The organism is Bradyrhizobium sp., from assembly GCF_047605465.1.
GTDB lineage: Bacteria > Pseudomonadota > Alphaproteobacteria > Rhizobiales > Xanthobacteraceae > Bradyrhizobium.
Genome location: NZ_JASGFS010000080.1, coordinates 1 through 23,824 on the forward strand (window position 1 = coordinate 1; position 23,824 = coordinate 23,824).

Annotated in this window: 23 protein-coding genes and 1 tRNA gene; 9 read left to right on the forward strand and 15 right to left on the reverse strand. The window is 64.9% G+C overall.

Going from position 1 to position 23,824, the window contains the following annotated elements; translation table 11 throughout:
* From QM712_RS32765 to QM712_RS32780, 4 genes are all read left to right on the forward strand, one after another.
* A partial coding sequence (locus QM712_RS32765) for a TRAP transporter substrate-binding protein (RefSeq protein WP_415027294.1) occupies window positions 1-514 on the forward strand: 514 nt, incomplete at its 5' end.
* Window positions 515-538: 24 nt separating this feature from the next.
* The gene (locus QM712_RS32770) at window positions 539-2,422 is read left to right on the forward strand and encodes a TRAP transporter large permease subunit (RefSeq protein WP_415027295.1); all 1,884 of its coding nucleotides are present in this window, start codon (window positions 539-541) and stop codon (window positions 2,420-2,422) included.
* Between the two features lie 26 nt (window positions 2,423-2,448).
* Window positions 2,449-4,098, forward strand: coding sequence for an acyl-CoA synthetase (locus QM712_RS32775; protein ID WP_415027296.1), 1,650 nt, complete (start codon window positions 2,449-2,451; stop codon window positions 4,096-4,098).
* A 234-nt stretch (window positions 4,099-4,332) separates the two neighbouring features.
* Window positions 4,333-5,646 (forward strand): autotransporter outer membrane beta-barrel domain-containing protein, encoded by a 1,314-nt coding sequence (locus QM712_RS32780; protein WP_415027297.1) that lies wholly within the window; start codon window positions 4,333-4,335, stop codon window positions 5,644-5,646.
* Window positions 5,647-5,653: 7 nt separating this feature from the next.
* Here the strand turns inward: QM712_RS32780 and QM712_RS32785 are convergent, their stop codons facing one another.
* The 6 genes from QM712_RS32785 to QM712_RS32810 are packed head-to-tail and all read right to left on the reverse strand — an operon-like array spanning window position 5,654 to window position 12,300.
* Complete coding sequence (locus QM712_RS32785; RefSeq protein ID WP_415027298.1) at window positions 5,654-6,451, reverse strand: MBL fold metallo-hydrolase; 798 nt, start codon at window positions 6,449-6,451, stop codon at window positions 5,654-5,656.
* Between the two features lie 13 nt (window positions 6,452-6,464).
* Window positions 6,465-7,241: a TatD family hydrolase gene (locus QM712_RS32790; RefSeq protein ID WP_415027299.1), complete on the reverse strand. Its 777-nt coding sequence runs from the start codon at window positions 7,239-7,241 to the stop codon at window positions 6,465-6,467.
* 13 nt (window positions 7,242-7,254) lie between these two features.
* Complete coding sequence (gene metG / locus QM712_RS32795) at window positions 7,255-9,273, reverse strand: methionine--tRNA ligase (RefSeq protein ID WP_415027300.1); 2,019 nt, start codon at window positions 9,271-9,273, stop codon at window positions 7,255-7,257.
* Between the two features lie 47 nt (window positions 9,274-9,320).
* Window positions 9,321-10,367, reverse strand: coding sequence for a DNA polymerase III subunit delta' (locus QM712_RS32800; protein ID WP_415027301.1), 1,047 nt, complete (start codon window positions 10,365-10,367; stop codon window positions 9,321-9,323).
* Window positions 10,364-11,050: a dTMP kinase gene (gene tmk, locus QM712_RS32805; RefSeq protein ID WP_415027302.1), complete on the reverse strand. Its 687-nt coding sequence runs from the start codon at window positions 11,048-11,050 to the stop codon at window positions 10,364-10,366. Before tmk ends, QM712_RS32800 begins: the two co-directional genes overlap by 4 nt.
* Window positions 11,051-11,052: 2 nt before the next feature.
* Window positions 11,053-12,300, reverse strand: coding sequence for a D-alanyl-D-alanine carboxypeptidase family protein (locus QM712_RS32810; protein WP_415027303.1), 1,248 nt, complete (start codon window positions 12,298-12,300; stop codon window positions 11,053-11,055).
* A gap of 153 nt (window positions 12,301-12,453) precedes the next feature.
* On the opposite strand from QM712_RS32810, the gene QM712_RS32815 reads away from it, so the two are divergent.
* Window positions 12,454-13,407, forward strand: coding sequence for an alpha/beta fold hydrolase (locus QM712_RS32815; protein WP_415027304.1), 954 nt, complete (start codon window positions 12,454-12,456; stop codon window positions 13,405-13,407).
* Between the two features lie 15 nt (window positions 13,408-13,422).
* Here QM712_RS32815 and QM712_RS32820 read toward each other — a convergent pair whose 3' ends face one another.
* Window positions 13,423-14,352 carry a septal ring lytic transglycosylase RlpA family protein gene (locus QM712_RS32820; protein WP_415027305.1) on the reverse strand — a complete coding sequence of 310 codons (930 nt, stop codon included), beginning with the start codon at window positions 14,350-14,352 and terminating at the stop codon, window positions 13,423-13,425.
* A 1,402-nt stretch (window positions 14,353-15,754) separates the two neighbouring features.
* On the opposite strand from QM712_RS32820, the gene QM712_RS32825 reads away from it, so the two are divergent.
* On the forward strand, window positions 15,755-16,333 hold the full coding sequence (locus tag QM712_RS32825; RefSeq protein ID WP_415027306.1) for a TIGR00645 family protein: 579 nt from the start codon (window positions 15,755-15,757) through the stop codon (window positions 16,331-16,333).
* Between the two features lie 37 nt (window positions 16,334-16,370).
* Here the strand turns inward: QM712_RS32825 and QM712_RS32830 are convergent, their stop codons facing one another.
* Window positions 16,371-16,688: a DUF1476 domain-containing protein gene (locus QM712_RS32830; RefSeq protein WP_415027307.1), complete on the reverse strand. Its 318-nt coding sequence runs from the start codon at window positions 16,686-16,688 to the stop codon at window positions 16,371-16,373.
* A gap of 238 nt (window positions 16,689-16,926) precedes the next feature.
* Here QM712_RS32830 and QM712_RS32835 point away from each other — a divergent pair, with 238 nt between their 5' ends.
* Entirely contained in the window at window positions 16,927-17,154 is a 228-nt protein-coding gene (locus QM712_RS32835; RefSeq protein ID WP_415027308.1) for a hypothetical protein, read from the forward strand.
* 58 nt (window positions 17,155-17,212) lie between these two features.
* On the opposite strand, the gene QM712_RS32840 is transcribed toward QM712_RS32835, so the two are convergent.
* The 4 genes from QM712_RS32840 to QM712_RS32855 all read right to left on the reverse strand — a co-directional run bounded on the left by QM712_RS32840 (window position 17,213) and on the right by QM712_RS32855 (window position 19,032).
* A complete protein-coding gene (locus QM712_RS32840) occupies window positions 17,213-17,404 on the reverse strand; it encodes a hypothetical protein (RefSeq protein ID WP_415027309.1) in 192 nt (63 codons plus the stop codon).
* Between the two features lie 290 nt (window positions 17,405-17,694).
* Window positions 17,695-18,099 (reverse strand): arsenate reductase (glutaredoxin), encoded by a 405-nt coding sequence (arsC, locus tag QM712_RS32845; protein WP_415027310.1) that lies wholly within the window; start codon window positions 18,097-18,099, stop codon window positions 17,695-17,697.
* Window positions 18,100-18,210: 111 nt separating this feature from the next.
* Window positions 18,211-18,495: a hypothetical protein gene (locus tag QM712_RS32850; RefSeq protein WP_415027311.1), complete on the reverse strand. Its 285-nt coding sequence runs from the start codon at window positions 18,493-18,495 to the stop codon at window positions 18,211-18,213.
* 129 nt (window positions 18,496-18,624) lie between these two features.
* Complete coding sequence (locus tag QM712_RS32855) at window positions 18,625-19,032, reverse strand: hypothetical protein (RefSeq protein ID WP_415027312.1); 408 nt, start codon at window positions 19,030-19,032, stop codon at window positions 18,625-18,627.
* Window positions 19,033-19,464: 432 nt separating this feature from the next.
* On the opposite strand from QM712_RS32855, the gene QM712_RS32860 reads away from it, so the two are divergent.
* Window positions 19,465-19,770, forward strand: coding sequence for a hypothetical protein (locus tag QM712_RS32860; RefSeq protein WP_415027313.1), 306 nt, complete (start codon window positions 19,465-19,467; stop codon window positions 19,768-19,770).
* 477 nt (window positions 19,771-20,247) lie between these two features.
* Here QM712_RS32860 and QM712_RS32865 read toward each other — a convergent pair.
* Window positions 20,248-20,337, reverse strand: a tRNA-Ser gene (locus QM712_RS32865).
* Window positions 20,338-20,634: 297 nt separating this feature from the next.
* Here QM712_RS32865 and QM712_RS32870 point away from each other — a divergent pair.
* Window positions 20,635-20,928, forward strand: coding sequence for a hypothetical protein (locus QM712_RS32870; RefSeq protein WP_415027314.1), 294 nt, complete (start codon window positions 20,635-20,637; stop codon window positions 20,926-20,928).
* Window positions 20,929-21,495: 567 nt separating this feature from the next.
* On the opposite strand, the gene QM712_RS32875 is transcribed toward QM712_RS32870, so the two are convergent.
* Window positions 21,496-21,819, reverse strand: a complete 324-nt coding sequence (locus tag QM712_RS32875; RefSeq protein WP_415027315.1) for a hypothetical protein — start codon at window positions 21,817-21,819, stop codon at window positions 21,496-21,498.
* 223 nt (window positions 21,820-22,042) lie between these two features.
* Window positions 22,043-23,824 (reverse strand): dihydroxy-acid dehydratase (gene ilvD, locus QM712_RS32880; protein ID WP_415027316.1); only part of this gene is annotated, 1,782 nt, incomplete at its 5' end.

A 23,824-nucleotide genomic window follows, 5' to 3' on the forward strand; every position in this document is an offset into this window, starting at 1 on the left:
GGACGACTTCAAGGGCTTCAAGATCCGCGTGCCGGTGTCGCCGCTGTGGACCTCCATGTTCAAGGCGTTCGACGCCTCGCCCGCCTCGATCAATTTCAGCGAGGTCTATTCGGCGCTTCAGACCAAGATCGTCGAAGGCCAGGAGAACCCGCTGGCGCTGATCTCGGCGGCGAAGCTCTACGAGGTCCAGAAGTACTGTTCGATGACCAACCACATGTGGGACGGCTTCTGGTTCCTGATGAACCGCCGTGCCTGGCAGGCGCTGCCGGACGACATCAAGACCATCGTCGCCAAGAACGTCAACGCCGCCGCCGTCAAGGAACGCGAGGACACCGAGAAGCTCAATGCGACCGTGAAGCAGGAGCTGTCGGGCAAGGGTCTGGTGTTCAATCAGCCCGAGGTCGGGCCGTTCCGCGACAAGCTGCGCGCGGCCGGTTTCTACGCCGAGTGGAAGGGCAAGTACGGCGAGAAGGCCTGGGAACTGCTCGAGAAGTCCGTCGGCAAGCTGTCGTAACACGTAAGCAATAGGGGCCTAGCCATGGCTCATGTCGACATGACGCCAGCCGTGGCCGGCGAGGTGGCTCAGCCCCCTCGCCGCCGGTCCCTGCTCGGTTCCATAGAGCTCGCGCTGAAATGGCTGGTCGAGATCCCGGCGGCGATCCTGGTCGTCGCCGAGGTCGTCATCCTGTTTGCCGGCGTGATCTCGCGCTACGTGCTGCATGCGCCGCTGGTCTGGTCCGACGAGCTCGCCTCCATGCTGTTCCTGTGGCTGGCGATGCTGGGCTCGGCCGTTGCCTTCAGCCGCAGCGAGCACATGCGGATGACGGCGCTGGTCGCCAGCGCCGGACCGCGGCTTTGGGCCTATCTGGACGTGGTCGCGACCTGTGCGGCGCTGGCCTTCCTGCTGTTGATCGTGCACCCGGCCTATGAATACGCCTACGAGGAAAGCTTCATCACCACGCCGGCGCTGCAGATCTCCAACACCTGGCGCGCCGCGGCGCTGCCCGTGGGCGTCTGCCTGATGATCCTGTTCGCGCTGCTGCGGCTGCTGCGCGTCGGCGACCTCAAGACGATGCTGGCGGCCGCGGCGACGGTCGCCGTCCTGATCGCCCTGTTCTGGTTCGCCCAGCCGCTGCTGAAGCCGCTCGGCAACATCAACCTGATCATCTTCTTCGTCGGCGTGGTCGGGTTCTGCGTGTTCGCGGGCGTGCCGATCGCGTTCGCCTTCGGGCTTGCCATCTTCGGCTATCTCGCGCTGACCACACGGACGCCGTTGATGGTCCTGGTCGGGCGCATGGACGAAGGCATGAGCCACCTGATCCTGCTGTCGGTGCCTCTGTTCGTGTTCCTGGGGCTCCTGATCGAGATGACCGGCATGGCGAAGGCCATGGTGGCGTTCCTGGCGAGCCTGCTCGGCCATGTCCGCGGCGGCCTGCATTATGTCCTGGTCGGCGCGATGTACCTGGTCTCCGGCATCTCGGGCGCGAAGGCGGCCGACATGGCGGCCGTCGCGCCGGTGCTGTTTCCCGAGATGAAGCAGCGCGGCGCCCGCCCCGGCGATCTGGTCGCGCTGCTGGCGGCGACCGGCGCCCAGACCGAAACCATTCCTCCGAGCCTCGTGCTGATCACCATCGGATCGGTGACGGGCGTCTCGATCTCGGCGCTGTTCACCGGCGGACTGCTGCCCGGCGTGGTGCTGGCGCTGACGCTGTCGGGCCTGGTGTGGTGGCGCTATCGCGACGAGGACCTCAGCCACGTCCAGCGCGCGACCTCGCGCGAGATCGGATGGTCGTTCCTGGTCGCGATCCCTGCCCTGGCCCTGCCCTTCGTGATCCGCTACGCCGTGGTCGAAGGCATCGCCACCGCGACCGAAGTCTCCACCATCGGCATCGTCTATGCACTGCTGATCGGGCTTCTGATCTACCGCCAGTTCAACTGGCGGCGGCTGTTGCCGATGCTGATCGAGACGGCCTGCCTGTCCGGAGCGATCCTGCTGATCATCGGGACCGCGACCGGCATGGCCTGGGGCCTGACCCAATCCGGCTTCTCGCGCGCGCTGGCGGCATCCATGACCGGCCTGCCCGGCGGATCGGCGACCTTCATTGCGGTCTCGATCCTGGCCTTCGTCATCCTCGGCAGCGTGCTGGAGGGCATTCCGGCGATCGTGCTGTTCGGGCCGCTGTTGTTTCCGATCGCGCGCCTCGTTGGGGTGCACGAGGTGCACTACGCCATGATCATCATCCTGGCGATGGGGATCGGACTATTCGCCCCGCCGTTCGGCGTCGGCTATTATGCGGCCTGCGCCATCGGACGCGTCGATCCGGCCGAGGGCATCAAGCCGATCTGGGGTTATCTGCTGGCGCTGCTTGTGGGACTGATCATCGTCGCGGTCTTTCCGTGGATCTCGATCGGATTCCTGTAAGCCGGCGCGCGTGAAGGAGAGTGTCGATGGACGAGTGGCGGAATCAGTACAATATCGGTCTCGACAAGACGCCCGCCAATTACGTGCCGCTGACGCCGCTGAGCTTCCTCGCGCGCAGCGCCGCCGTGTATCCCGATCACGTCAGCACCGTCTACGAGGGGCGCAGCTTCACCTGGCGCCAGACGCACGAGCGCTGCAAGCGGTTCGCCTCCTATCTCGCGAGCAAGGGCATCGGCACCGGTGACACCGTCGCGGCGATGCTGCCGAACATCCCGGCGATGAACGAGGCGCATTTCGCCGTGCCGATGACCGGCGCCGTGCTCAACGCGCTCAACATCCGCCTCGATGCGCCGTCGATCGCGTTCCAGCTCGATCATGGCGGCGCCAGGATCATCCTGGTCGATCCCGAGTTTTCGGGCGTGATCACCGACGCGCTGGCCCAGATGACGGGGCCGAAGCCGTTCGTGATCGACGTCGACGATGCCGCGTTCAAGGGCGGCCAGCGCATCGGCGCGATCGAATACGAAGCCGCAGTGGCGCAGGGCGATCCGAACTTCGAGGCGGTCCCGCCGAGCGATGAATGGAACGCCATCGCGCTCAGCTACACCTCCGGCACGACCGGCAACCCCAAGGGCGTCGTCACGCATCATCGCGGCGCTTATCTGAATGCCGTCAGCAACATCCTGGCGGGCAATCTCGGCCAGCATCCGGTCTATCTGTGGACGCTGCCGATGTTCCATTGCAACGGCTGGTGCTTCCCCTGGACCATCGCTGCGGCGGCCGGCATCAATGTCTGCCTGCGCAAGGTCGAGCCGACCAGGATCTTCGAGCTGATCAAGCAGCACGGCGTCACCCACATGTGCGGCGCGCCGATCGTCTACAACGTGCTGATCAACGCGCCCGACGCGCCGAAGGGCGACACCGCCCGCCGCGTCGTCGGCCTGATCGCGGGCGCTGCGCCGCCGGTCGCCGTGCTCGAAGGCGCCGAAAGCATCGGCATCAAGCTCACCCATGTCTACGGCCTGACCGAGGTCTACGGCCCCGCCTCCGTCTGCGCCGAGCAGCCCGGATGGGACGAACTCCCGGCCGCCGAGCGCGCGCGAATGAAACGCCGGCAGGGCGTGCCCTACCCGCTCGAGGAAGGCGTCACCGTCATCGATCCCAAGACCATGCAGGAAGTGCCCCGCGACGGCGAGACCATCGGCGAGGTCATGTTCCGCGGCAACATCGTCATGAAGGGCTATCTCAAGAACGAGAAGGCCACGAAGGAAGCCTTCGCGGGCGGCTGGTTTCACACCGGAGATCTCGGTGTGCTCGACGAGCACGGCTACGTCACCATCAAGGATCGCTCCAAGGACATCATCATCTCCGGCGGCGAGAACATTTCCTCCGTCGAGGTCGAGGACATTCTCTACAAGCACCCGGCCGTGCTGTTCGCCGCTGTCGTCGCCAAGCCCGATCCGAAATGGGGCGAAGTGCCCTGCGCCTTCGTCGAGTTGAAGGACGGCGCCAGCGCGAGCGAGGCCGACATCATCGCCTTCTGCCGCAGCCACATGTCGGGCTTCAAGACGCCGAAGGCGATCGTGTTCGGACCCATCCCGAAGACGTCGACCGGCAAGATCCAGAAATTCCTGCTGCGCAATGAGGTCGGCTCGGCAAAGGCGATCTCGGCCTGAGCCGGCGACTCCAGACACATTTGGAAACACAAGATGTGTCCGCTGCAACCGTGCCGTCGTTTCGAAACCGTTTGTTCGGCTTCGATGACGCCGAGACACGACAGGAAAAGATTGGAAAACGTTAGAGACGCATTTACGACTCCTCTTCGTCGGATTCGCTGATTCCAGATGATTCGCCGCACAGGCTGAGCGGCAAGCGACCGGCGCTGTGGGGCGCTTCATGCGGTTGGTGTCGTGAGCGCAGACGTGCGTGCGCGTCTGTCGCTAATGCTGTTGACGGCTGCACTCTTGCTGCCCGGCCCGGCCGGCGCGCAGGTGATGCGCGAACTCGGCGCATTCTCGGGTGCGCAGGGCTTCACCTTGGGCGGCCCGGCTGGGCCCGGCACCAACTTCAACTATCTCGCGGGCCCCGCACTCGGCGGACCGCAGGCGCCGGGTTTTCCCGGCGTCCCATTCGGCAATGGCGGCGGCTGGGGCGGCCCGCAGCAGGCCTTCGGCGGCGGCTCCGACGCATCCGTGCAGGCCGGCACCGCGCAGGCAACGTTCCTCGCCATGACGCAGTTCACCCAGACCCTGCTCGATCCAACTATCGACGGACGCAACATCGGTCCCGCCGAATTCAACGCGGAGCTTGCCGCCTACGCCTCGCTCGGAGAAGACCGAACGCATGGCGGCATCGGACGCGAGGCCTACGAGGCGATCTACGGCAAGCCCTCGCTCGCGGCACCGCAATGGAGCATATGGGCCGCCGGCTTCGGCGGCTCGCAAGTCTCGACCGGCGGCGCCGGCTCGGCCAACAGGATTTTCGGGACCATAGTCGGCGCCGACTATGCGCTCTCGCCGCAGACTCGAATGGGCTTTGCCCTCGCCGGCGGCGGCACCGGCTTTGCCAACAGTTTCTCGAGCGGCCGATCCGATCTCTTCCAGGCCGGTGCTTTTGTCAGGCATACCGCTGGAGCGGCCTATGTTTCGACGGCGCTGGCCTATGGTTGGCAGGCGATCACCAACGATCATCCGGCGACGCCGGCGAACTCCGATCAGTTCAATGCGTCGACCGCCGCCAATGCCTATTCCGGACGTCTGGAAGGCGGCTATCGCTTCGCCACGCCATGGCTCGGGATCACGCCCTACGCAGCGGCGCAGATCACCATCTTCCGCCTCGCATCACCGGCAGATCAGCCGGCCTATGCGGGAAACGCGTTCACGGCCGCGTTGGGCAGCGACAGCTTCACCGACAGCCGCACCGAACTCGGCTTGCGCACGACCACGTCTTTTGCACTGCCGGGGAGCATCATGAGCCTGCGTGCGCGGCTTGCCTGGGCCCATGATTTCAGCGCAGCACAATCGACGCCCGCAGCTTTCCAGTCCCTGCCCGGTTACGGGTTCGCCGACGGAAGCGCGATGCTTGCACCGGATGCGGCACTAGTGGGCATGTCGTTCGAGCTCCGTGCCGTGAACGGATGGTCCGCAGCGATGAACTTCGATAGCGAAGTGTCACGCCTGGTGCACGCCTACACCGGCAAGGCCCTGATACGCTACGCCTGGTAGCGCGCGCTCAACAGGTCTCCAGCCGAATGCCGTCATAGGCCGGCACCACGCCCGCCGGCAACGACTGCCGGATGACCTCGTAATCGACATCGGCCGTCATGTTGGTGATGACGGCGCGCTTCGGCTTGAAGCGTTCGATCCAGGACAGCGCGTCGTTGATGCTGAAATGGCTGGAATGACTGGCGTAACGCAGGCCGTCGACGATCCAGAGGTCGAGATTCTCAAGTGCGCCCCAGCTCTCGCGGGGAATGTCGTTGAGATCCGGCGTGTAGGCCGCATCGCCGATGCGATAGCCGAGCGCGGGGATCTGGCCGTGCTGAACCAGGAAGGCGGTCATGGTCACGTCGCCGCCCTTCCCGCTGATGGTCTGGCTCTCGCCCGCCTCGATCGAATGCCGGCTGAGGATCGGTGGGTAGTCGCTGCCCTCCGGCGAGATGAAGCAGTAGGAGAACCTAGCCATGATGTCCTTGGCGGTCGACTGATTGAAGTAGACCGGAATGCGCTTGCGCATATGGAGGACAACCGAGCGCAGATCGTCCATCCCATGGGTCTGGTCGGCGTGCTCGTGGGTCAGGAATACCGCGTCGATGTGGTCGACATCGGCGTCGATCAACTGCTCACGCAGGTCGGGCGAGGTGTCGATCACGATGCGCGTGGTGCCGTGGCCTGACGTCTTTTCGACCATCAGCGAGCAGCGACGACGGCGGTTCTTGGTGTTGCTGGGATCGCACGCACCCCAGCCGAGTGCCGGGCGCGGCACGCCGGCGGAGGAGCCACATCCCAGGATCGTCAGCGTCAGTGTCATGCGGCTCCCGGCTTCAGGCTGGCACCTTGGAGAACAGGCGGAAGAAGTTTTCCGTGGTCTGTCGTGAAATCTCATCGAGCGACACGCCACGCGTCTCGGCGAGCACTTTTGCCACCTCGACCACGTAGGCTGGTTCGTTGCGCTTACCCCGGAACTTGCCCGGCGCAAGATAGGGCGAGTCTGTTTCAACCAGAATACGGTCGGGGGGGAGTTCGGCCGCGAGCGCCCGCAACGTCTCCGACTTCTTGAACGTCAGGATGCCGGTAAAGCCGATATACAAACCGAGCGACACCGCCTTTAACGCAAGCTCCCGTCCGCCCGTGTAACAATGCAGCACGGCGCGAAACGATCCCTTCGCCGCCTCCTCCTCCAGGATGCGCCCGCAATCCTCGTCTGCCTCGCGGGTGTGGATCACCAGCGGCAGGCCGGTGGCGCGGGCAGCGGCGATATGGGCACGAAATCCGCGCGCTTGCGCCTCCGGCGAGCCGTTGTCGTAGAAATAGTCGAGCCCTGCCTCGCCGAGAGCCACGACCTTGGGATGCTGCGTCAGTGCGATCAACTCGTCCGGCGAAATGCCGTCCTCCTCGTCCGCATTGTGCGGATGGGTGCCGACCGAACAAAGCACGTCGTCGTAGCGTTCGGCGATCGCGAGCAACTGGTTCAGCCGGCGTACCCGTGTCGAGATCGTGACCATGCGACCGATTCCGGCCGTACGCGCACGTGACACGATCCCGTCGAGATCCTCCGCGAAGTCCGGAAAATCCAGATGGCAATGGCTGTCGACCAGCATCACGCGAACGCCTTCAGGCCGCCGGCTCGATGTAGCGCGGGAATGCCGGCGTCGGTGCCGGCAGCGTCGTGCCGGCAGCGATGCGCTTGGCTCCGCCGACCATCGCGAAGTTGCGCTCTCCGCCGGGGATGCCGAGGCTGTCGAGCAGCAATCCGGACGCGGTCGGCATCGCCGGCTGCGCCAGGATCGCGACCTGACGCACCACTTCCGCGGTGACGTACAGCACCGTCTTCTGCCGGGCGGGATCGGTCTTGGCGAGCGCCCACGGCGCCTCGCCCGCGAAATAGCGATTGGCCTCCGCGACCACAGCCCACACGGTATTCAGCCATTGATGGATCTGCTGCGTCGCCATCGCTTCGCGCGATGCGGCGATCATGGCGTCTGCCATTCCCAGGATCGCCTTGTCGTTGTCGCTGAACTCGCCGGGCTCCGGCAGCACGCCGGCGAACTGCTTGGCGATCATGGACAGCGAGCGCTGCGCGAGGTTGCCGAGGTCGTTGGCGAGATCGGCGTTGATGCGCGCGACGATCGCCTCGTGATTGTAGTTGCCGTCCTGCCCGAACGGCACTTCACGCAGGAAGAAATACCGCATCTGGTCGACGCCGTACTGATCGGCAAGGTTGAAGGGGTCGACGACGTTGCCGACCGACTTCGACATCTTCTCGCCCCTGTTGAACAGGAAGCCATGGGCGTAGACGCGCTTCTGGACGGGAATGCCCGCCGACATCAGGAACGCGGGCCAGTACACGGCATGGAAGCGGATGATGTCCTTGCCGATGATGTGCACATCCGCCGGCCAGTAGCGCCATTTCTTGTCGCTTTCATCGGGAAAGCCGACGCCGGTGATGTAGTTGGTCAGCGCGTCGACCCAGACATACATCACGTGCTCTTCGTCGCCGGGAACCTTGACGCCCCAGTCAAAGGTGGTGCGCGAGATCGAGAGATCGCGCAGGCCGCCTCGCACGAAGCTCACCACCTCGTTCTTGCGGGAATCGGGCCCGATGAAGTCGGGATGATCCGCGTAGAGCTGCAGAAGCTTGTCCTGATAGGCCGAGAGGCGGAAGAAGTAGCTTTTCTCCTCGACCCAATCGACCGGCGTGCCCTGCGGTCCGAGGCGCACGCCGTCGTCGTTCACGCGCGTCTCGTCCTCGGCGTAGTAGGCTTCGTCGCGGACCGAGTACCAGCCGGAATAGGTGTCGGCATAGATGTCGCCGTTCGCCTGCATGCGGCGCCAGATCTCCTGGCTGGAACGATGATGCTGTTCCTCGGTGGTGCGGATGAACCGGTCGAACGACACGTTGAGACGCTCGTCCATTTCCTTGAAACGGCCGGCATTACGCGCCGCGAGCGCGGACGGGGTCAGCCCCTCGTTCTGCGCGGTCTGGATCATCTTCAGGCCATGCTCGTCGGTCCCGGTCAGGAAGAACACGTCCTTGCCGTCGAGGCGCGCAAAGCGCGCCAGCGTGTCGGTCGCGATGGCCTCGTAGGCGTGGCCGATATGGGGACTGCCGTTCGGATAGGCGATCGCGGTCGTGATGTAGAAGACATTGTCGCGCGCCGGCGTGGCGACGGGCGCCGCGGATTGCGCGGAGGCGACAACCTTCGCCGCGCGCGGCGCCTTCGGCTTGGCAGCCTTTGGTGCCTCGACGACGGGAGCCGGTGCAGCGATCACGGTTGGCGTCGCAACCCTCGCCTTCTTGGCGACCTTCTGCGCCGGATCAGCCTTGCGCGCGGGAGCCTTGGTCGCAAGAGCCTTGGTCGCGAGAGCCTTGGCCGGCTTCGCAGTGGCCTTCTTCGTCGTCTTCTTGGCGACGGCCTGCTTCTTTGCAGCCTTCGTGCCGGCCTTCTTTGCCGTCTTCGCGGCGCTCTTCTTCACGCCCTTCCTGGCGGGAGCCTTCTTGGTCGTCTTGACCTTCTTGGCAACTTTGCGCGCACCTGCCTTCGTCGCCTTCTTGGCGGCTTTCTTCGCAGCTTTTTTCGCGGCCTTCTTGCCGCTGTTGCGCTTCACGGTTTTCTTAGCTCGCGTTGCCACCACGAATTCCTTTATCGTCTTCTCAAAATTTGGAAACGAACCTGCGCCTAGCGCGTTGCGTCCGCCAGCCAGCCGAACACCGAGAAAACCAGGGGCTTTCGCTCCAAATTGTAGGTTTCGGTTTCGCGCGCGGCGCGGACGATCTTTTCCCATACCTCCGCAAGGCGCGCAAGGCGCGGCAGGTTCTGGTTGGCGCTGGCCTCATCCGCATGCAGGCGCTCGGCAATCCAGCGATCGATGCCGTCGATGAAGGCCGCGAGCGCGACGCGATCGCTGGTGCCGAGCGAATCGCCGAGCGTGTGCAATTCGCGCGGATCGACCTGCGGCAGGCGCGCCAGCAGCGCGGCCGTGCGTTGCTGAAGCTTCAGGGCGTCTCCCCCGAGCAGCGTCAGGGCGCGCGCGACACTGCCCTCCGACACCTCCGCGGCCTCGCGCAGCGCCGGGTCGGTGGGATCGAGGTCGGCCGCATTCGTCGCGGCCGCGATCACCTCGTCGGTCGCGAGCGGCCGCAGCCGCAGCTTGCGGCAGCGCGACTGGATCGTGGCCAGTACCCGCGCCGGAGCGTGGCTCACCAGCAGGAACAGCGATCGTTGCGGAGGTTCCTCGAGAATCTTGAGAAGCGCGTTCGCCGCATTGGGATTGAGCTCGTCGACGGTATCGACGATGCAGACGCGCCAGCCTTCCGCCGCTGCGGTCGAGCCGAAGAAGGTGATCGTCTCGCGCGTCTCGTCAACGGTGATCACGGTGCGCATCACGCCGCGGTCGTTCGCGGTGCGCTCGAGCGTCAACAGGCCGCCATGCGAGCCTGCGGCGACCTGACGCGCGACTGCGTCATCCCGATCGATCGCGAGACTCTCGGCGCGCTGCACGGCCGGCGCCGTCGGCAGGCCGTGGGCGAGCACGAAGCGGGCCATGCGATAGGCCAGCGTCGCCTTGCCGATCCCCTGCGGGCCGCCGATCAGCCAGGCATGCGGAATGCGCCCGCTGCGATACGCCGTCAGCAGCGCCGTCTCGGCCTCGCGATGGCCGAACAGAACGTCCGTCTCGCGCGGGTGCGGAATCGCGGATTCTCGCTCGGCCTGACGCGGGCTCATGCGGACGCCACCGATGCGGGAGCCGGCAGAAGCCGGTCGCAAACCGCCATCCAGATGCGTCCGGCGACCGTGTCGGGATCGGAATTGGCATCGATCAGCACGCAGCGCGCGGGATCGTCAGCCGCGATCTTGCGATAGGCATCGCGAAGCCCCTGATGGAATCGCAAATTCTCGCCCTCGAACCGGTCCGGGGGCCCACTGCCGCGACGCGCGGCGGCGCGCTGCAGACCGATCTCGACAGGCAGGTCCAGAATGATAGTGAGATCCGGCTTGAGATCGCCGATCGTGACCCGCTGCATGGCATTGATGAGACCGGCCGGCACGCTGCCCAGGGCGCCTTGATAAGCCCGGGTCGAGTCGGCGAAACGGTCGCACAGCACCCAGGTGCCGCGACTGAGCGAGGGCTCGATCACCGTGCGGACATGGTCGTCACGCGCGGCGGCAAAGAGCAGCGTCTCGGCCTCCGGCCCCAGCAGCTTGCCCATCCCGGACAAGACGAGATGGCGCATGATCTCGGCCCCCGGCGAGCCTCCCGGCTCGCGCGTGACGAGAGTTTGGAGCCTGGCCGCATTGAGGCGGTCGGCGAGCTTTTTGATCTGGGTCGACTTGCCAGTCCCCTCGCCGCCTTCAAAGGTGATGAAGCGTCCGCGTCCGGACGGCCGCTGTACCGCGCCCTTGTTCATGATCAGAGCTTCTCGGCGCCCGCGCGGAACATGCCGATCACGAGCTCGCTGGCACCGTCGATCGCGCGCCGCACGGTCGATCCGGTGCCGATCGCTTCGGCGGCATAGACGGGCGTCTCCACGGCGATATTCCCGCTGCGCCAGACCCGCACCACGCCGACCTGCTGCCCGACCGCGATCGGTGCCTTCACCGGTCCGCTATAGACGATGCGCGCAATCAGCTTGTCGCCGCCGCTCTTGTGCACCATCACCTTCACCGGCGACTTGGCGACGAGCTTCACCGACCGGCTCTCCCCGCCGAAGACCTTGGCGTAGCCGACCGGCTGGTCGGCCGCGATCAGGGTGCGGGTCTCGAAATTGCGGAAGCCCCATTCCAGCATCTTCTTGGCTTCGGTGGCGCGGTCCTCGGAATCCTCCAGGCCGTTGACCACGACGATCAGCCGCGTGCCGTTCTGCACGGCCGAACCGACCATGCCGTAGCCGCCTTCCTTGGTGTAGCCGGTCTTCAGGCCGTCGGCTCCTTCGAGCGCATTGAGCAGCGGATTGCGATTGGGCTGGCGGATCTTGTTCCAGGTGAACTCCTTCTCGCCGAACAGCTTGTAGAATTCGGGAAAATCCAAAATGATGTGGCGCGCGAGGATGCCGAGCTCCCGAACCGTCATCTTGTTGCCGGGGTCCGGCAGGCCGTTGGAATTGCCGAAGGTCGACTTGGTCATGCCGAGCTCGCGGGCGCGCTTGGTCATGAAGTCGGAGGCGAATATCTTCTCGCTGCCCGCGAGGCCCTCAGCCAGCGCGATGCAGGCGTCGTTGCCGCTCTGGATGATCGCGCCGTGCAGGAGATCGTCGACCGAGACCTTGCTGTTGATCGCGGCGAACATGGTCGACCCGCCGGAGGGCGCCCCGCCCCTGCGCCAGGCGTTCTCGCTGATCCGGTATTCGTCGGTCAGCTTGATGTCGCCCTTCTTGACCGCGTTGAAGACGACCTCGGCCGTCATCAGCTTCATCATGCTGGAGGGCGCGCGCAGCTCGTCGGCGTTCTTCTCGAACAGCACGCTGCCGCTGGATGCTTCGATCAGGATCGCGGTGGGCGCATCGCCGTCGAACCCCGCGTCTTCCTTCTTGGCGCCCTGGACGCTCTGGTTGGCGGCGTAGAGCATCCCGCTCCAGCCGACGCTCACCACGAGAGCCGCCGCGACCAGCCCTCCGGCCGTGAACCGGATGCGACTAAGCGAAGAAAGACGAAATGCCATGGCTGAGCCCTGAGAGCGGCGTTCTAACAGTTGCACCCCGCGCGAACAACACGAGGATAGGTCGCGGCTCCCGAGATTGCACGATTCTCGTCACGCCCCTATCGTGGCACCTGATGAACCTCGACCAAATCCCTGAAACAAGGCGGAAAAGCGATGTCTTCCACCCGCATGATCAAGGCCAACGGGATCGACTTCCTCATCCGCGAGCAGGGTCAGGGACCGCTGGTGGTGCTGTGCCATGGCTGGCCGGAACTCTCCTACTCGTGGCGTCACCAGATCCCGGCGCTGGCCGATGCGGGGTTTCATGTCGTCGCGCCCGACATGCGCGGCTACGGCCAGACGACGGCGCCTCCGGAGGTCGCCGCCTATTCGATCTTCGATACCGTCGGTGACATCGTCGGCCTGGTGCAGGCACTCGGCGAGACCAGGGCGATGGTGGTCGGCCACGACTGGGGCGCGCCGGTCGCCTGGCACGCGGCGCTGTTCAGGCCGGACATCTTCACGGCGGTGGCGGGCCTGAGCGTACCGCCGCCGTTCCGTGGTCGCGGCAAGCCGCTCGACCTGTTGCGGCAGAACGGCATCACCAATTTCTACTGGCAGTATTTCCAGAAGCCCGGCGTCGCCGAGGCCGAGCTCGAGCGCGACGTCGGCCACACCATGCGTGTCGTGCTCGGCGGGCGTGGCCTTGCCGATCCCTCCGCCGCCATGTTCGTGCACGAGGACAAGGGCTTTCTGGGCCACGGGAGCCCGGAAGAACCGCTGCCGGCATGGCTGAGCGAGGCTGACCTTGCCTATTTCACCGATGCCTTCCGCAAGTCCGGCTTCCGCGGCGGACTGAACTGGTATCGCAACATCGACCGCAACTGGGAGCTGACCGCGCCCTGGCAGGATGCGCAGATCCACCAGCCTTCCCTCTTCATCGCCGGCTCCAGGGATGCCGTCATCACCGGCCTGATCGGAGCCAAGCGGGTCAACGAGTTGGAGCGGGTGCTGCCGAACCTGCGGCGCAAGCTGATCATCGAGGGCGCGGGCCATTGGGTGCAGCAGGAGCGCCCCGGCGAGGTGAACGAGGCGCTGGTCAGCTTCCTGCGCGAAGCGGCACGCTGATAAGGGCGCAAGGGCCTAGTAGAGGCCGCGGCCGCTCAGGATGCTGCGGGCCTCGGCGGCGCCGTCCGAGGCGGAGCCTTGCCCGTCATCAGTCGCGTAGCGGCCATCGGCATCATAGGACACCTGGCGCGCGTTCTGCAGCGTCCGGCCCCGGCTGCGGCTCGAGGCCGACATTTCCGAGGTCGCGTTGATCGAGGCCATATCGGCCGAGGTGTTACCGAGACTGTAGGGCCGTCCCTCGGGCATCGGCACCTCGCCACGAACCGCGCCGCGGCTCGATGACGGCATCTCCGGCACGAAGGGCCGCGCCGAGGCGACGCGGACCATGGACGGGGACGGCGCGGGAATTCCGGTCCGCAGGGTCGCCATCAGCTGGCGGTCGTCGGAGCCTTCCAGAGGCGCGCGGCCGACATATTCGACACGCACCTTGGCGACGCCGTTGCCCTTGAATTCAAGGAGTTCGGCGGCCTTGTTCGAGACGTCGATGAGCCGGTTGCCGTGATAGGGCCCGCGGTCGTTGACGCGGACGATGAGCGACTTGCCGTTCGAGAGGTTGGTCACCCGCGCGTAGGACGGCATCGGCAGGGTCGGATGCGCCGCCGTGAGCGAGCCCATGTCGAACACCTCGCCGTTGGCGGTCAGGCGGCCGTGGAAATCATCGCCATACCACGAGGCCACGCCTTCGGCCCGGTAGTTGACGTCCTCCTCCGGCACGTAGGTCCGGCCGGCGACGACATAGGGTTTGCCGACGCGGTACGTCCCGCCGCCCTTGGGCACGGGCTCGCCCAGGGCCACCACACGGGGGCTCGAGGACACGCCGTATTTCGGATCGACCCGGCTGGCGAACTTGTTCGACGAGGCGCAATTGGCGAGCGCGAGGCAGGTTGCGGCCGCCGCAACGCCGCGTGCGACCCGCAAAACCGAATCTGACCGTCGGATCCCCATTCGCCCCAAATACCATTTTGCCGGAAACAGGCCCAACCGCCTTGGCGGCCAGCATGCCTTTCCGGTCTTTCGCCCGAGGCGGCCCACCACCGCTTCGAAAGCGTGACGATATCGCAACCTGAACACGGCGGAAATGGGGAGCCCGGGCCGATCGCGCCGGCATGGTAAACAGGACCTTCGCCTGCCCTCCGTTGATCTACTGAGCACGAACGCCTGCCGGCAGGCCGATTTGTGCCACTCCCGGACACGCTGTTGCGCCGAATCCTCACCCCACCCCGATTGTCGCGGAACGCACTGGAATTCTTTTGACTGTGCAAGGCCGCACGCGTTTTCTCGCTTGCAGGGGCGGAATGGAATTTAACGATGATCGAGACGGTTTCGGCACTCATGGGTTTGGTTAGCGCGGGGATCTTCCTGGCCCATGCGTTTGAAGGTTACCGTACGAGGGCCTGAAGGCACTCGCGCGGACGGCACGCATCACCTCTTCAAGACGGTACGTTCGGATAATTTTAATCGATCCGATCGAACATCGAAGACGAGAGCGGCAGGTGTCCTATGCGCAACCATGACCTCGTATCCGATGGCTTCCTGGCCTTGACGGCCGGCGGGTTGTTTCTCCTCTGCTCCAGCCTCGTGGCACTGGCCTTCGGCTGACCCCTGGCAATCTTTCATTTTCCAATCGCAACGTATTGCAGCGCAACCTGCCCTCGTCAGGATTGCAGCGCTCCCGTTTAGTTGATTGAATTTCGGCAACGCATGCCTCGACACATTTCAAGAGGCCATCACCAACGAGGGTGACGCAAATGCTTTCCGAGAAGTTTTTTCTGGTCCTTGAATCATTGATCCGCGGCGACCGCACCTATCCCGACGGAAGCCCCCGCATCACCAGCACCTCTCCGCACGTGCCCGTGAGCCTGCAGCCGAGCCAGAAATAGCCGGCCCGTCCGCGAAGACCCGATCACCGCGACTCAGCGGCGGCCCAACAGCGAGCGACGGCAGAAGCCGTCGCGGGCCTCGCTCCGGCGGACGAAGCCGCCGTCAGGTCACTGGCCGTACACCTTCTGGCCTTTCGCGTGGTAGACGCCTTTCCCGAAATCCAGCCAGACAACCTGGTCGTGAGGACAATGGCGCGGCCCCTGCGGCTCATCACGAAACGGCGTCAGCGGCGCCGCCGGCACCCAGCATCGACAGCGCGGCCCGCGTGATCTCGGCAGACGTTCCGTCTAACGCGCGTCTCATCTTCCGCATCCCCATCGGGGCCGTCACACTGCAGGCATCGGAACGATAACCCGAAAGCTGCGCGATCCGCATGCGGCGCCTGCCGGTCTTGCGTCTTCCACCGGCCACGTTGCCGGGCTACATGAAACGGACCTGACCGTCTCGACACGTGGATGCTCCCTGAATGCCGGCCGAGCCCGCCCCCGCGACCGAACCTCGCCCGCCCTCGCCGCGCCTGCGCGTGCTGCCGATGGTGATCTTCGGCTCGCGCTGGCTGCAGCTGCCGCTCTACCTCGGGCTGATCGTGGCCCAATGCGTCTACATCGCGCTGTTCCTGAAGGAGCTGTGGCATCTGTCGTCGCATGCGCTCGACCTCACCGAGCAGCAGATCATGATGAGCGTGCTGGCGCTGATCGACGTCGTGATGATCTCGAACCTGCTCGTGATGGTCATCGTCGGCGGCTACGAGACCTTCGTTTCCCGGCTCGATCTGCAGGGTCATCCCGACGAGCCGGAATGGCTCGGCCACGTCAACGCGAGCGTCCTGAAGATCAAGCTGGCGATGGCCATCATCGGCATTTCTTCGATCGCATTGCTGCGCACTTTCATCGAGGCCGGCAATCTCGGCTCGGACCGCGCCGGCTTCACCGAGAAAGGCGTGATGTGGCAGGTGCTGATCCACATCACCTTCGTGGTCTCGGCGATCGGCATCGCGTTCGTCGACAAGATCAGCGATTCAGGAATGCGCCGCCACGAGGAGTGAGGGCCGCGGACCGTCGCTCCGATCTCCGTCTAAGCCCCTAGTCCTTGGCCTCGAGCTGCTGCAAGGCCTGATGCAGGCACTCCTGCAGCTTCAGCGCGACCTGCTCGCGCGATATGCCCTTGTCGGCCAGATCGTCCGAGACCTTGCGCAGGACGTCATCGATGCCCTGCTTTTCCAGATTACCCGTCACCAGCGCGGTGGCGTAGCCGGCCGCGGCATCTGCGGTCAGCCCGAGCTGCTCCGCCGCCCAGAGACCGAGCAGCTTGTTGGACCTCGCCGTGGTCCTGAAGATGAGATCCTCGTCGTGGGCGAATTTGGCTTCGAACCCCTGCTCGCGCTTGTCGAACGTGGTCATGGTCAGCTCCATTGCGGTTTCGCCGATGGGTCGGACGGGTCGCGATCGTCTCCGTGTTTTTCTGTTGGGACCAGTTCGAATCTTCCGGCGGAAGGCAAAGGCCGTCAAGCCCGCGCGGTCGGTCGCAGGTCTGGCGACTGTCAGCACCGCGTCAGCTCCGGCCGCTAGGATGACATCGAGCTTCGATCTATGAATCGATCCGCCGCCGCATGATCTCGTGGAGAATGAGAGCCGACGCATGAGCAGGCAGTTGCGGGAATTTCGCCGGCTCGAGCGCGTGTGCCTGGAACAGGCCGCCCTTTCCGACATGGATCTGGCGCGGAGCAGCCTGCTCAAGGTCGCCGATGATTTTCGGCTGGCCGCCGAGGCGATCGAAGCGCGATCGTCACCCCGCGCGACCATCGCCGACGCGGTTCAGGCGCTCAAGCAGATGCTGAACCGCACGCGCACATCGAACCGACATTGAACGTCAACCGCCCGCGCCGAAGGGACGGCCGCGCCGGCCGACGGGGGTCGGCCCTCGATCAGCCTTTGGCTGCCGCCGCTTCCCGCGCGAGCCGTTCGGCCTTCAGCCGCTCGCGATTGGCATGAAACGCTTTCTGCGCTTCTTCATGGTCGCGCATGGCCTTTTCGGCCTCAACCCGGCGTGCCGCATCGCGCGCCTGGCGTTCTTCGGGGGTCAATGGTTTGCGTCGGAAGGAAAGGTCTTCTGTCATATTGACCTAACGCGGATACCGCCCGAAAGTTCCACGCTGCGGATCCCAAACGGCTGGCCGGAGCACGTCCGAAGTATCTGACCGATCACATGCTTTGGTCAAAAGCTTCGGCGCCCGGGCCGGCCGGACGGTGCCGCCCGGGCAAAATGTCGAAAACAACCCCATGCACAGTACATCGGGCGCACCGGAGCAGGACCTCGCAGGCTTCCGGTGCGGTTTGACACGTCGGGCAAAACACCGCCATCCTGTCACGATGGCGAAGTTGGACACCGCGCCTCGGCTGGGTCAGCTCAGGAAGCCTCGATCACTTCGCCGTCCTCCTTCACGAAGCGGCCGATATGTGGGTTCGGCAGCAGGTCCAGCACCTCCTCGGAAGGTCTGCAGAGCCGCGTACCCTTCTCGGTCACGACGATGGGGCGGTTGATCAGGATCGGATGGGCGAGCATCTGATCGATCAGCTGGTCGTCGCTCCATGTTTCGCGGTCGAGCCCGAGTTCGCCATAGGGCGTACCCTTCCGGCGCAACAGCTGTCGCGGGGAGATGGCCATGGCGGCGATGAGCTGCACCAGTTCGTGACGTGACGGCGGGTTCTTCAGATATTCGATGATCTCCGGCTCCTCACCGCTCTGCCGGATCATCGCCAGTGCGTTGCGAGACGTGCCGCAGGCGGGGTTGTGGTAGATCTTGACGATCATCGATACGTCCTCTCGGGACGCACTCTAAGACCCCGCCGCGGGCGTGCAAGACGCCTGCGCAAAATGCTGCGTCTGAGCCGTTCGATCTTGCTGCCTGCTCGCGCCGGACGATCAGGCAGCGCTGCGCGCGAGAACCTCGGTCAGCACATATTCCTTGATCGCCGCGGGATCTCGCTCGCCTTGAGATGCAAGCCACAAGATCCGCTCCGCAACGTCCACCGCCGTCTGATGGCGCTGCCGGGTGAAGGCCTGGCTGGCGAGCACTTCGGCAAGAATGCTGCGCAGCAAATGCACTGTCGGTGTGTCATACGCCATGTGCAGAATACCTGAATACTGAAACGATTCACAAAAGGCCGCGGCTCGATATCGAGCGAAACGGCGCGGTTCGATCGGCAATTTGCAAGAGCGTTACAGGCTACGATCGTTTGATTGCGGCTCTATGACGAACACCGCACGCGAGCGCCGCCGCCGCCGCAAAACACAGGAGCGAAAATTCGGAATCGAGGTCTTTGTCGGATCGCGGCGCTAGGCCGTCCGCCGCCGCGGAAGCTTGCGCAGCTTGGCCGGATCGAATGCCGGCTCCAGCGTCACCGGCTCCTCGACGAGCCCCTCTTCCTCGCTGAGAATGAGAGTTCCATCGAGCAATATTCCCGGAGCCTCTTCCGCGGTCGCGATATAGCGGCCGATCTTGCCGTCGCATGTCCCCTCGATCAGCAGCTTCGCGTGGTCCGCGCCGAACATGGTCGGGCGGTCGAGCGTGTGTCGCTTGGTGTACACGACGGCGGTAAATCGCTCACCGTCGATTTGGCAGGTGCCGCTGTAGTTCATGAGGCTGTCGCAGCCCCAGATCCTGTCGCCCGCGACGTGAGCGATGCCGGTGCCCTGAGCCAGCGGCGTGGTGAACCATGCCCGATAGGTACCGTCTTTCAACACGTGGAACGACTCCGGTGGCGGCGTTGCGAGAATTGAAAAAAAGCCTGAAGCCAACACCGTTAAGGATCGGTTCATTTCTCGAACCGCCCGGCGGAAATTCCGGAGCCGCATCCCGGGAACCGGCGGCATCGCCATCCCGGCGTGATCGGGAACCGCCGGGGGGATGTTTGCCACCATAGACCCGCACATCCTGCGGGGCTTTTTTGTTTCATGGACAAGCAAGCGAATGGGCCACGACCTACACGGCTCGCCTCGCCCGGCACGACCAAGACAGTTGTGGTCGCCCCGAACACCGCCCGGCAGATCAATCCGAGGGTGGCCCCAAAAAAAGCTACGCCGCTGGGCTCGAAATACGATGTCCCGGCGGCGCCCTCTCGCTGGCCCCTTAAATCCCCAGCGAGCGCTCCATAGCAGCCTTTGAGGTTCGCAAGTGTGAACTGGTTCACACTCTCGTGCACGGACCGCCCAACCAAGCGCCGTCCCGACGATCATGCCAAGAACATCACGCTTTCCCGTGTCGACGAGACGGCTCTACTCGGGACGCAAGGTCTCGCGCGAAGCACCTTCCCGACCAAAGCCGAGCGAATAGCCTTTCGATTGCTGCTCAGCCTTACGCGAGCGCAGTGCATGATCCTCTTCGCGCCCTCTTTGACGATCGCGAACAACATCATGAGCCAAGCTGCGAGCGCAGCACACCACAATGGCGCTTCTACCGTTTCCGGCATGCAACTCTCTTGAAAATGACTTCATCAAATACGTCGGCAGTCACCGATCGGGCGCAGTTTGCGGCGGCATGAAGCCGAGATATTTCCCGTCAGGGCCCATCAGGGAGATGACGCCGGCATGGTGACACTGCCGCATCTGGCCGGAAACGCGAGTTAATTTGCGCTCAATGCCAGGAAATAAACCTTCGAGGAGACATCGCGGCACCGTCGCGCGAGAGACTCACATTAAATAGCCCGGAGGAGCCTAGCTGCAATCGCAGGGGGCGAGCGGGATGTTCGCCTATTCCTAAGACGTCGGGGCCGCTGATTTGTTCGTAATTCGACAGGGGCAGTCCTCAAATCAACTTAGCACACCTGGGGTTAAAGCACGGCAACGTCAGCTTCGGGCGAGAGACGCTCAATTTGTGGCCGAGAACGGTGCAATTGGTTAGTCGCCTTTGGTGAGCGGAAACCGCCAAATACTGAAGATACCGAGGCTTTTGGCATCAACTGGCGGAAGGGGTGGGATTCGAACCCACGGTACCCTTGCGGGCACGCCGGTTTTCAAGACCGGTGCCTTAAACCACTCGGCCACCCTTCCCTCGCAGCGAGGTCAGGCAATTAGCGCACGTTTTGTTCGAACGCAACGCGAACTTCGACCCGATCCGGCCTCCGACACGTCCTTGAATCCGCCCCTCATCGATCCCGCAGCCGGGCGCACAGTCGCCTTCCGGCTCGGCATCGCGGCCACATCGGCTTGCGATTTGGCCGTGGGGGCGTCATGGGTCGAAGTCAGGGCGATAGGAACACCTCGCTCAAAGTGTCCTCCTCACGTCCGTTGCATTTGATGCCGCCATCGGCGCGATGTTATGCTCGCCGCAGAACCGGGAGTCTCTCGATGCGCAAGATCCTTGTCGCCGCCATGTTTGCCCTGATCGCCGGCCCCGCATTGGCGCAGGACCACATCCAGCAGTACGGCGAAGAGGCCAAGGAGAAGACGGAGGCGCAGAAGGCGGACGACAGGCGGGCTGAGCGCGCCTATCAGCGCTCCCTCAACAATGTTCCCGACCAGAAGGCCGTCGATCCCTGGGGAGCGGCCCGCGGCGACGATGCGGCGAAGAAGACGGCAGCGCCGGCCAAGCCGGCGGTGAAGCATTCGTCCAAGGCCAAGAGCGGCAGCACCCCCAACTAGCCGACGATCCGCACGGAAGCGGCGCGGCCCCGCCCCTCGGTGCCGTCGAACGCCGGACGAAGATCGAATTCCTGGAAGACGCACGCGCGTGAACCGACGGGCACTTCGCCTCGGGACGCCGCCTCTGCACGGCATGTCCGTCAGTGCTTGTGGTTCGCCGGCGATGGCCCGCTCACGCCGGAATTTCTCGCGGAGCTGTCGCCGCTGCATTTGCAGGAACCTCGCCGCCACTGACCTGCTCGCTGCATCTGCGGCATTTTTCCCGCCGCTCGAGCTGGCGATGGCGATGTGGCGGTGGCGATTCCCTTGAGCGCGCAGCCGTCTGTCAGGCGGGCGTCAGCCTTGTCCATTACCGTGACGACACCTTGGCCGCACGACGAGAGTCGGCCCCATCATCAGCAATCCCGGACACTGGCGATGCCACCCAGGGCGTCGTCGGTTGCGAGGCCCGGTTGGATTCGCCTCCATTTCCGGGCCTCGTTTGCTGCCTTCAACACAAGCTGCCCGCAAAAGAAAACGCGGCGCCCCAAAGAGCGCCGCGCGAAGCGATGACGAACTGCGTCGGGTCTAGTAGCCGCAGGACGCGCAGCCCGTCGCCACCGGCGCGTAATAGGAATAGCCCGGCGAGACCATCTCGACGCGCTGGCGCGTCGCGTATTGCGGCGGAATGCGCTCGTACTGCACGCCCGGCGGCGCCACCATCACGGTCTGCGGAACCATCACGGTGCGATATTGCGCGGGAGTGCGGTGCGCGACGACGGAGCCCGGCGAGACCATCACGGTCTCGTCGACGGTGCGATACTGCGGCGCGACGTATTGCTGCTGGTAGCAGGTCTGGCACGGCGGCGGCGCGTAGCAATTGTAGCAGCCGGCAGAGGCTGCGCCCGTCATGGACATCGCGGCGACAGCCGTGGAGAAAACGATAGCGAGAGTACGAGACATTGTGGTTGGTGCCCCAGTTGCCCGAAATGGATTTGCGAAAGTCGCAGGCAGTATACGCCGCGAAATTCCGGGCTGCCGAAGTTCGTGGGGGCATCCTTAATGCAAGCGGCCGGCTTTCGCCGGCCGCTAAGGACTTGTTGACCATCCGCGCGCTACGCGCGCGCCGGAACGCTCAGTTCGAACGCCGCTTCACTTCGCGCACCGCGCCGCGCGCGGCGCTGGTGGTGAGCGCAGCGTAGGCCTGCAGCGCGGTCGAGACGCTGCGCTTGCGGTTCTGCGGCTGCCAGGCGGCATCGCCCTTCGCCTCCTCCGCCGCGCGGCGCTTGGCGAGTTCCTCTTCGGAGACCTCCAGGCTGATGCTGCGGTTCGGAATGTCGATCGCGATGCGATCGCCGGTCCGCACCAGGCCGATGTTGCCGCCTTCGGCCGCTTCCGGCGACAGATGCCCGATCGACAGGCCCGAGGAGCCGCCCGAAAAACGTCCGTCGGTCACGAGCGCGCAGGCTTTGCCGAGGCCCATCGATTTCAAATAGCTCGTCGGATACAGCATCTCCTGCATGCCGGGGCCGCCGCGCGGGCCCTCATAGATGATGACCACGATCTCGCCGGCGACGACCTTGCCGCCCAGGATGCCCTCGACGGCAGCGTCCTGGCTTTCGAACACGCGCGCCGGGCCGTTGAATTTCAGGATCGAGGCGTCGACGCCCGCGGTCTTCACGATGCAGCCGTCCTGCGCGAGGTTGCCGTAGAGCACGGCGAGGCCGCCGTCCTTGCTGAAGGCATGCGCGAGATCGCGCACGACGCCCTTCTCTCGGTCGGCATCGAGCTCGTCGTAGCGGCGCTCCTGGCTGAACGCCACCTGCGTCGGGATGCCGCCCGGCGAGGCGCGGTAGAAGGTGCGCACCGTCTCGCTTTTGGAGCGCTTGATGTCCCAGCGTTCCAGCGCGTCGTTCATGGTCGGCGCATGCACGGTGGAGACCGAGGTGTCGATCAGGCCGGCGCGATCGAGCTCGCCGAGAATGCCCATGATGCCGCCGGCGCGATGCACGTCCTCGACATGCACGTCGGCGACGGACGGCGCGACCTTGCACAGCACGGGGACGCGGCGCGAGAGGCGATCGATGTCCTGCATGGTGAACGCGACCTGCCCTTCGTGAGCCGCGGCCAGCAGATGCAGCACGGTGTTGGTCGAGCCCCCCATCGCGATGTCGAGCGTCATCGCGTTCTCGAACGCCTTGAAGTTCGCGACGTTGCGCGGCAGCACGGACGCATCGTCCTGTTCGTAGTAGCGGCGCACGAGATCGACGATGGTGTGGCCGGCCTCGACGAACAGGCGCTTGCGGTCGGCATGGGTCGCGACCACGGTGCCGTTGCCGGGCAGCGCCAGGCCGAGCGCCTCGGTGAGGCAGTTCATCGAGTTGGCGGTGAACATGCCGGAGCAGGAGCCGCAGGTCGGACACGCCGAACGCTCGATCACCTTGACGTCCTCGTCGCTGACCTTGGAATCGGCCGCGGCCACCATGGCGTCGATGAGGTCGACGGCCTTGGTCTTGCCCTGCAGCTTGACCTTGCCGGCCTCCATCGGGCCACCCGACACGAACACGGCGGGAATGTTGAGGCGCAGCGCGGCCATCAGCATGCCGGGCGTGATCTTGTCGCAGTTGGAGATGCAGACGAGGCCGTCCGCGCAATGGGCGTTGGCCATGTACTCGACGCTGTCGGCGATCAGCTCGCGCGACGGCAGGCTGTAGAGCATGCCGTCATGGCCCATCGCGATGCCGTCGTCGACCGCGATGGTGTTGAATTCCTTGGCGACGCCGCCGGCGGCCTCGATCTCGCGCGCGACGAGCTGGCCGAGGTCCTTCAGGTGAACATGGCCGGGCACGAACTGCGTGAACGAGTTCACCACCGCGATGATCGGCTTGCCGAAGTCGCTATCCTTCATGCCGGTGGC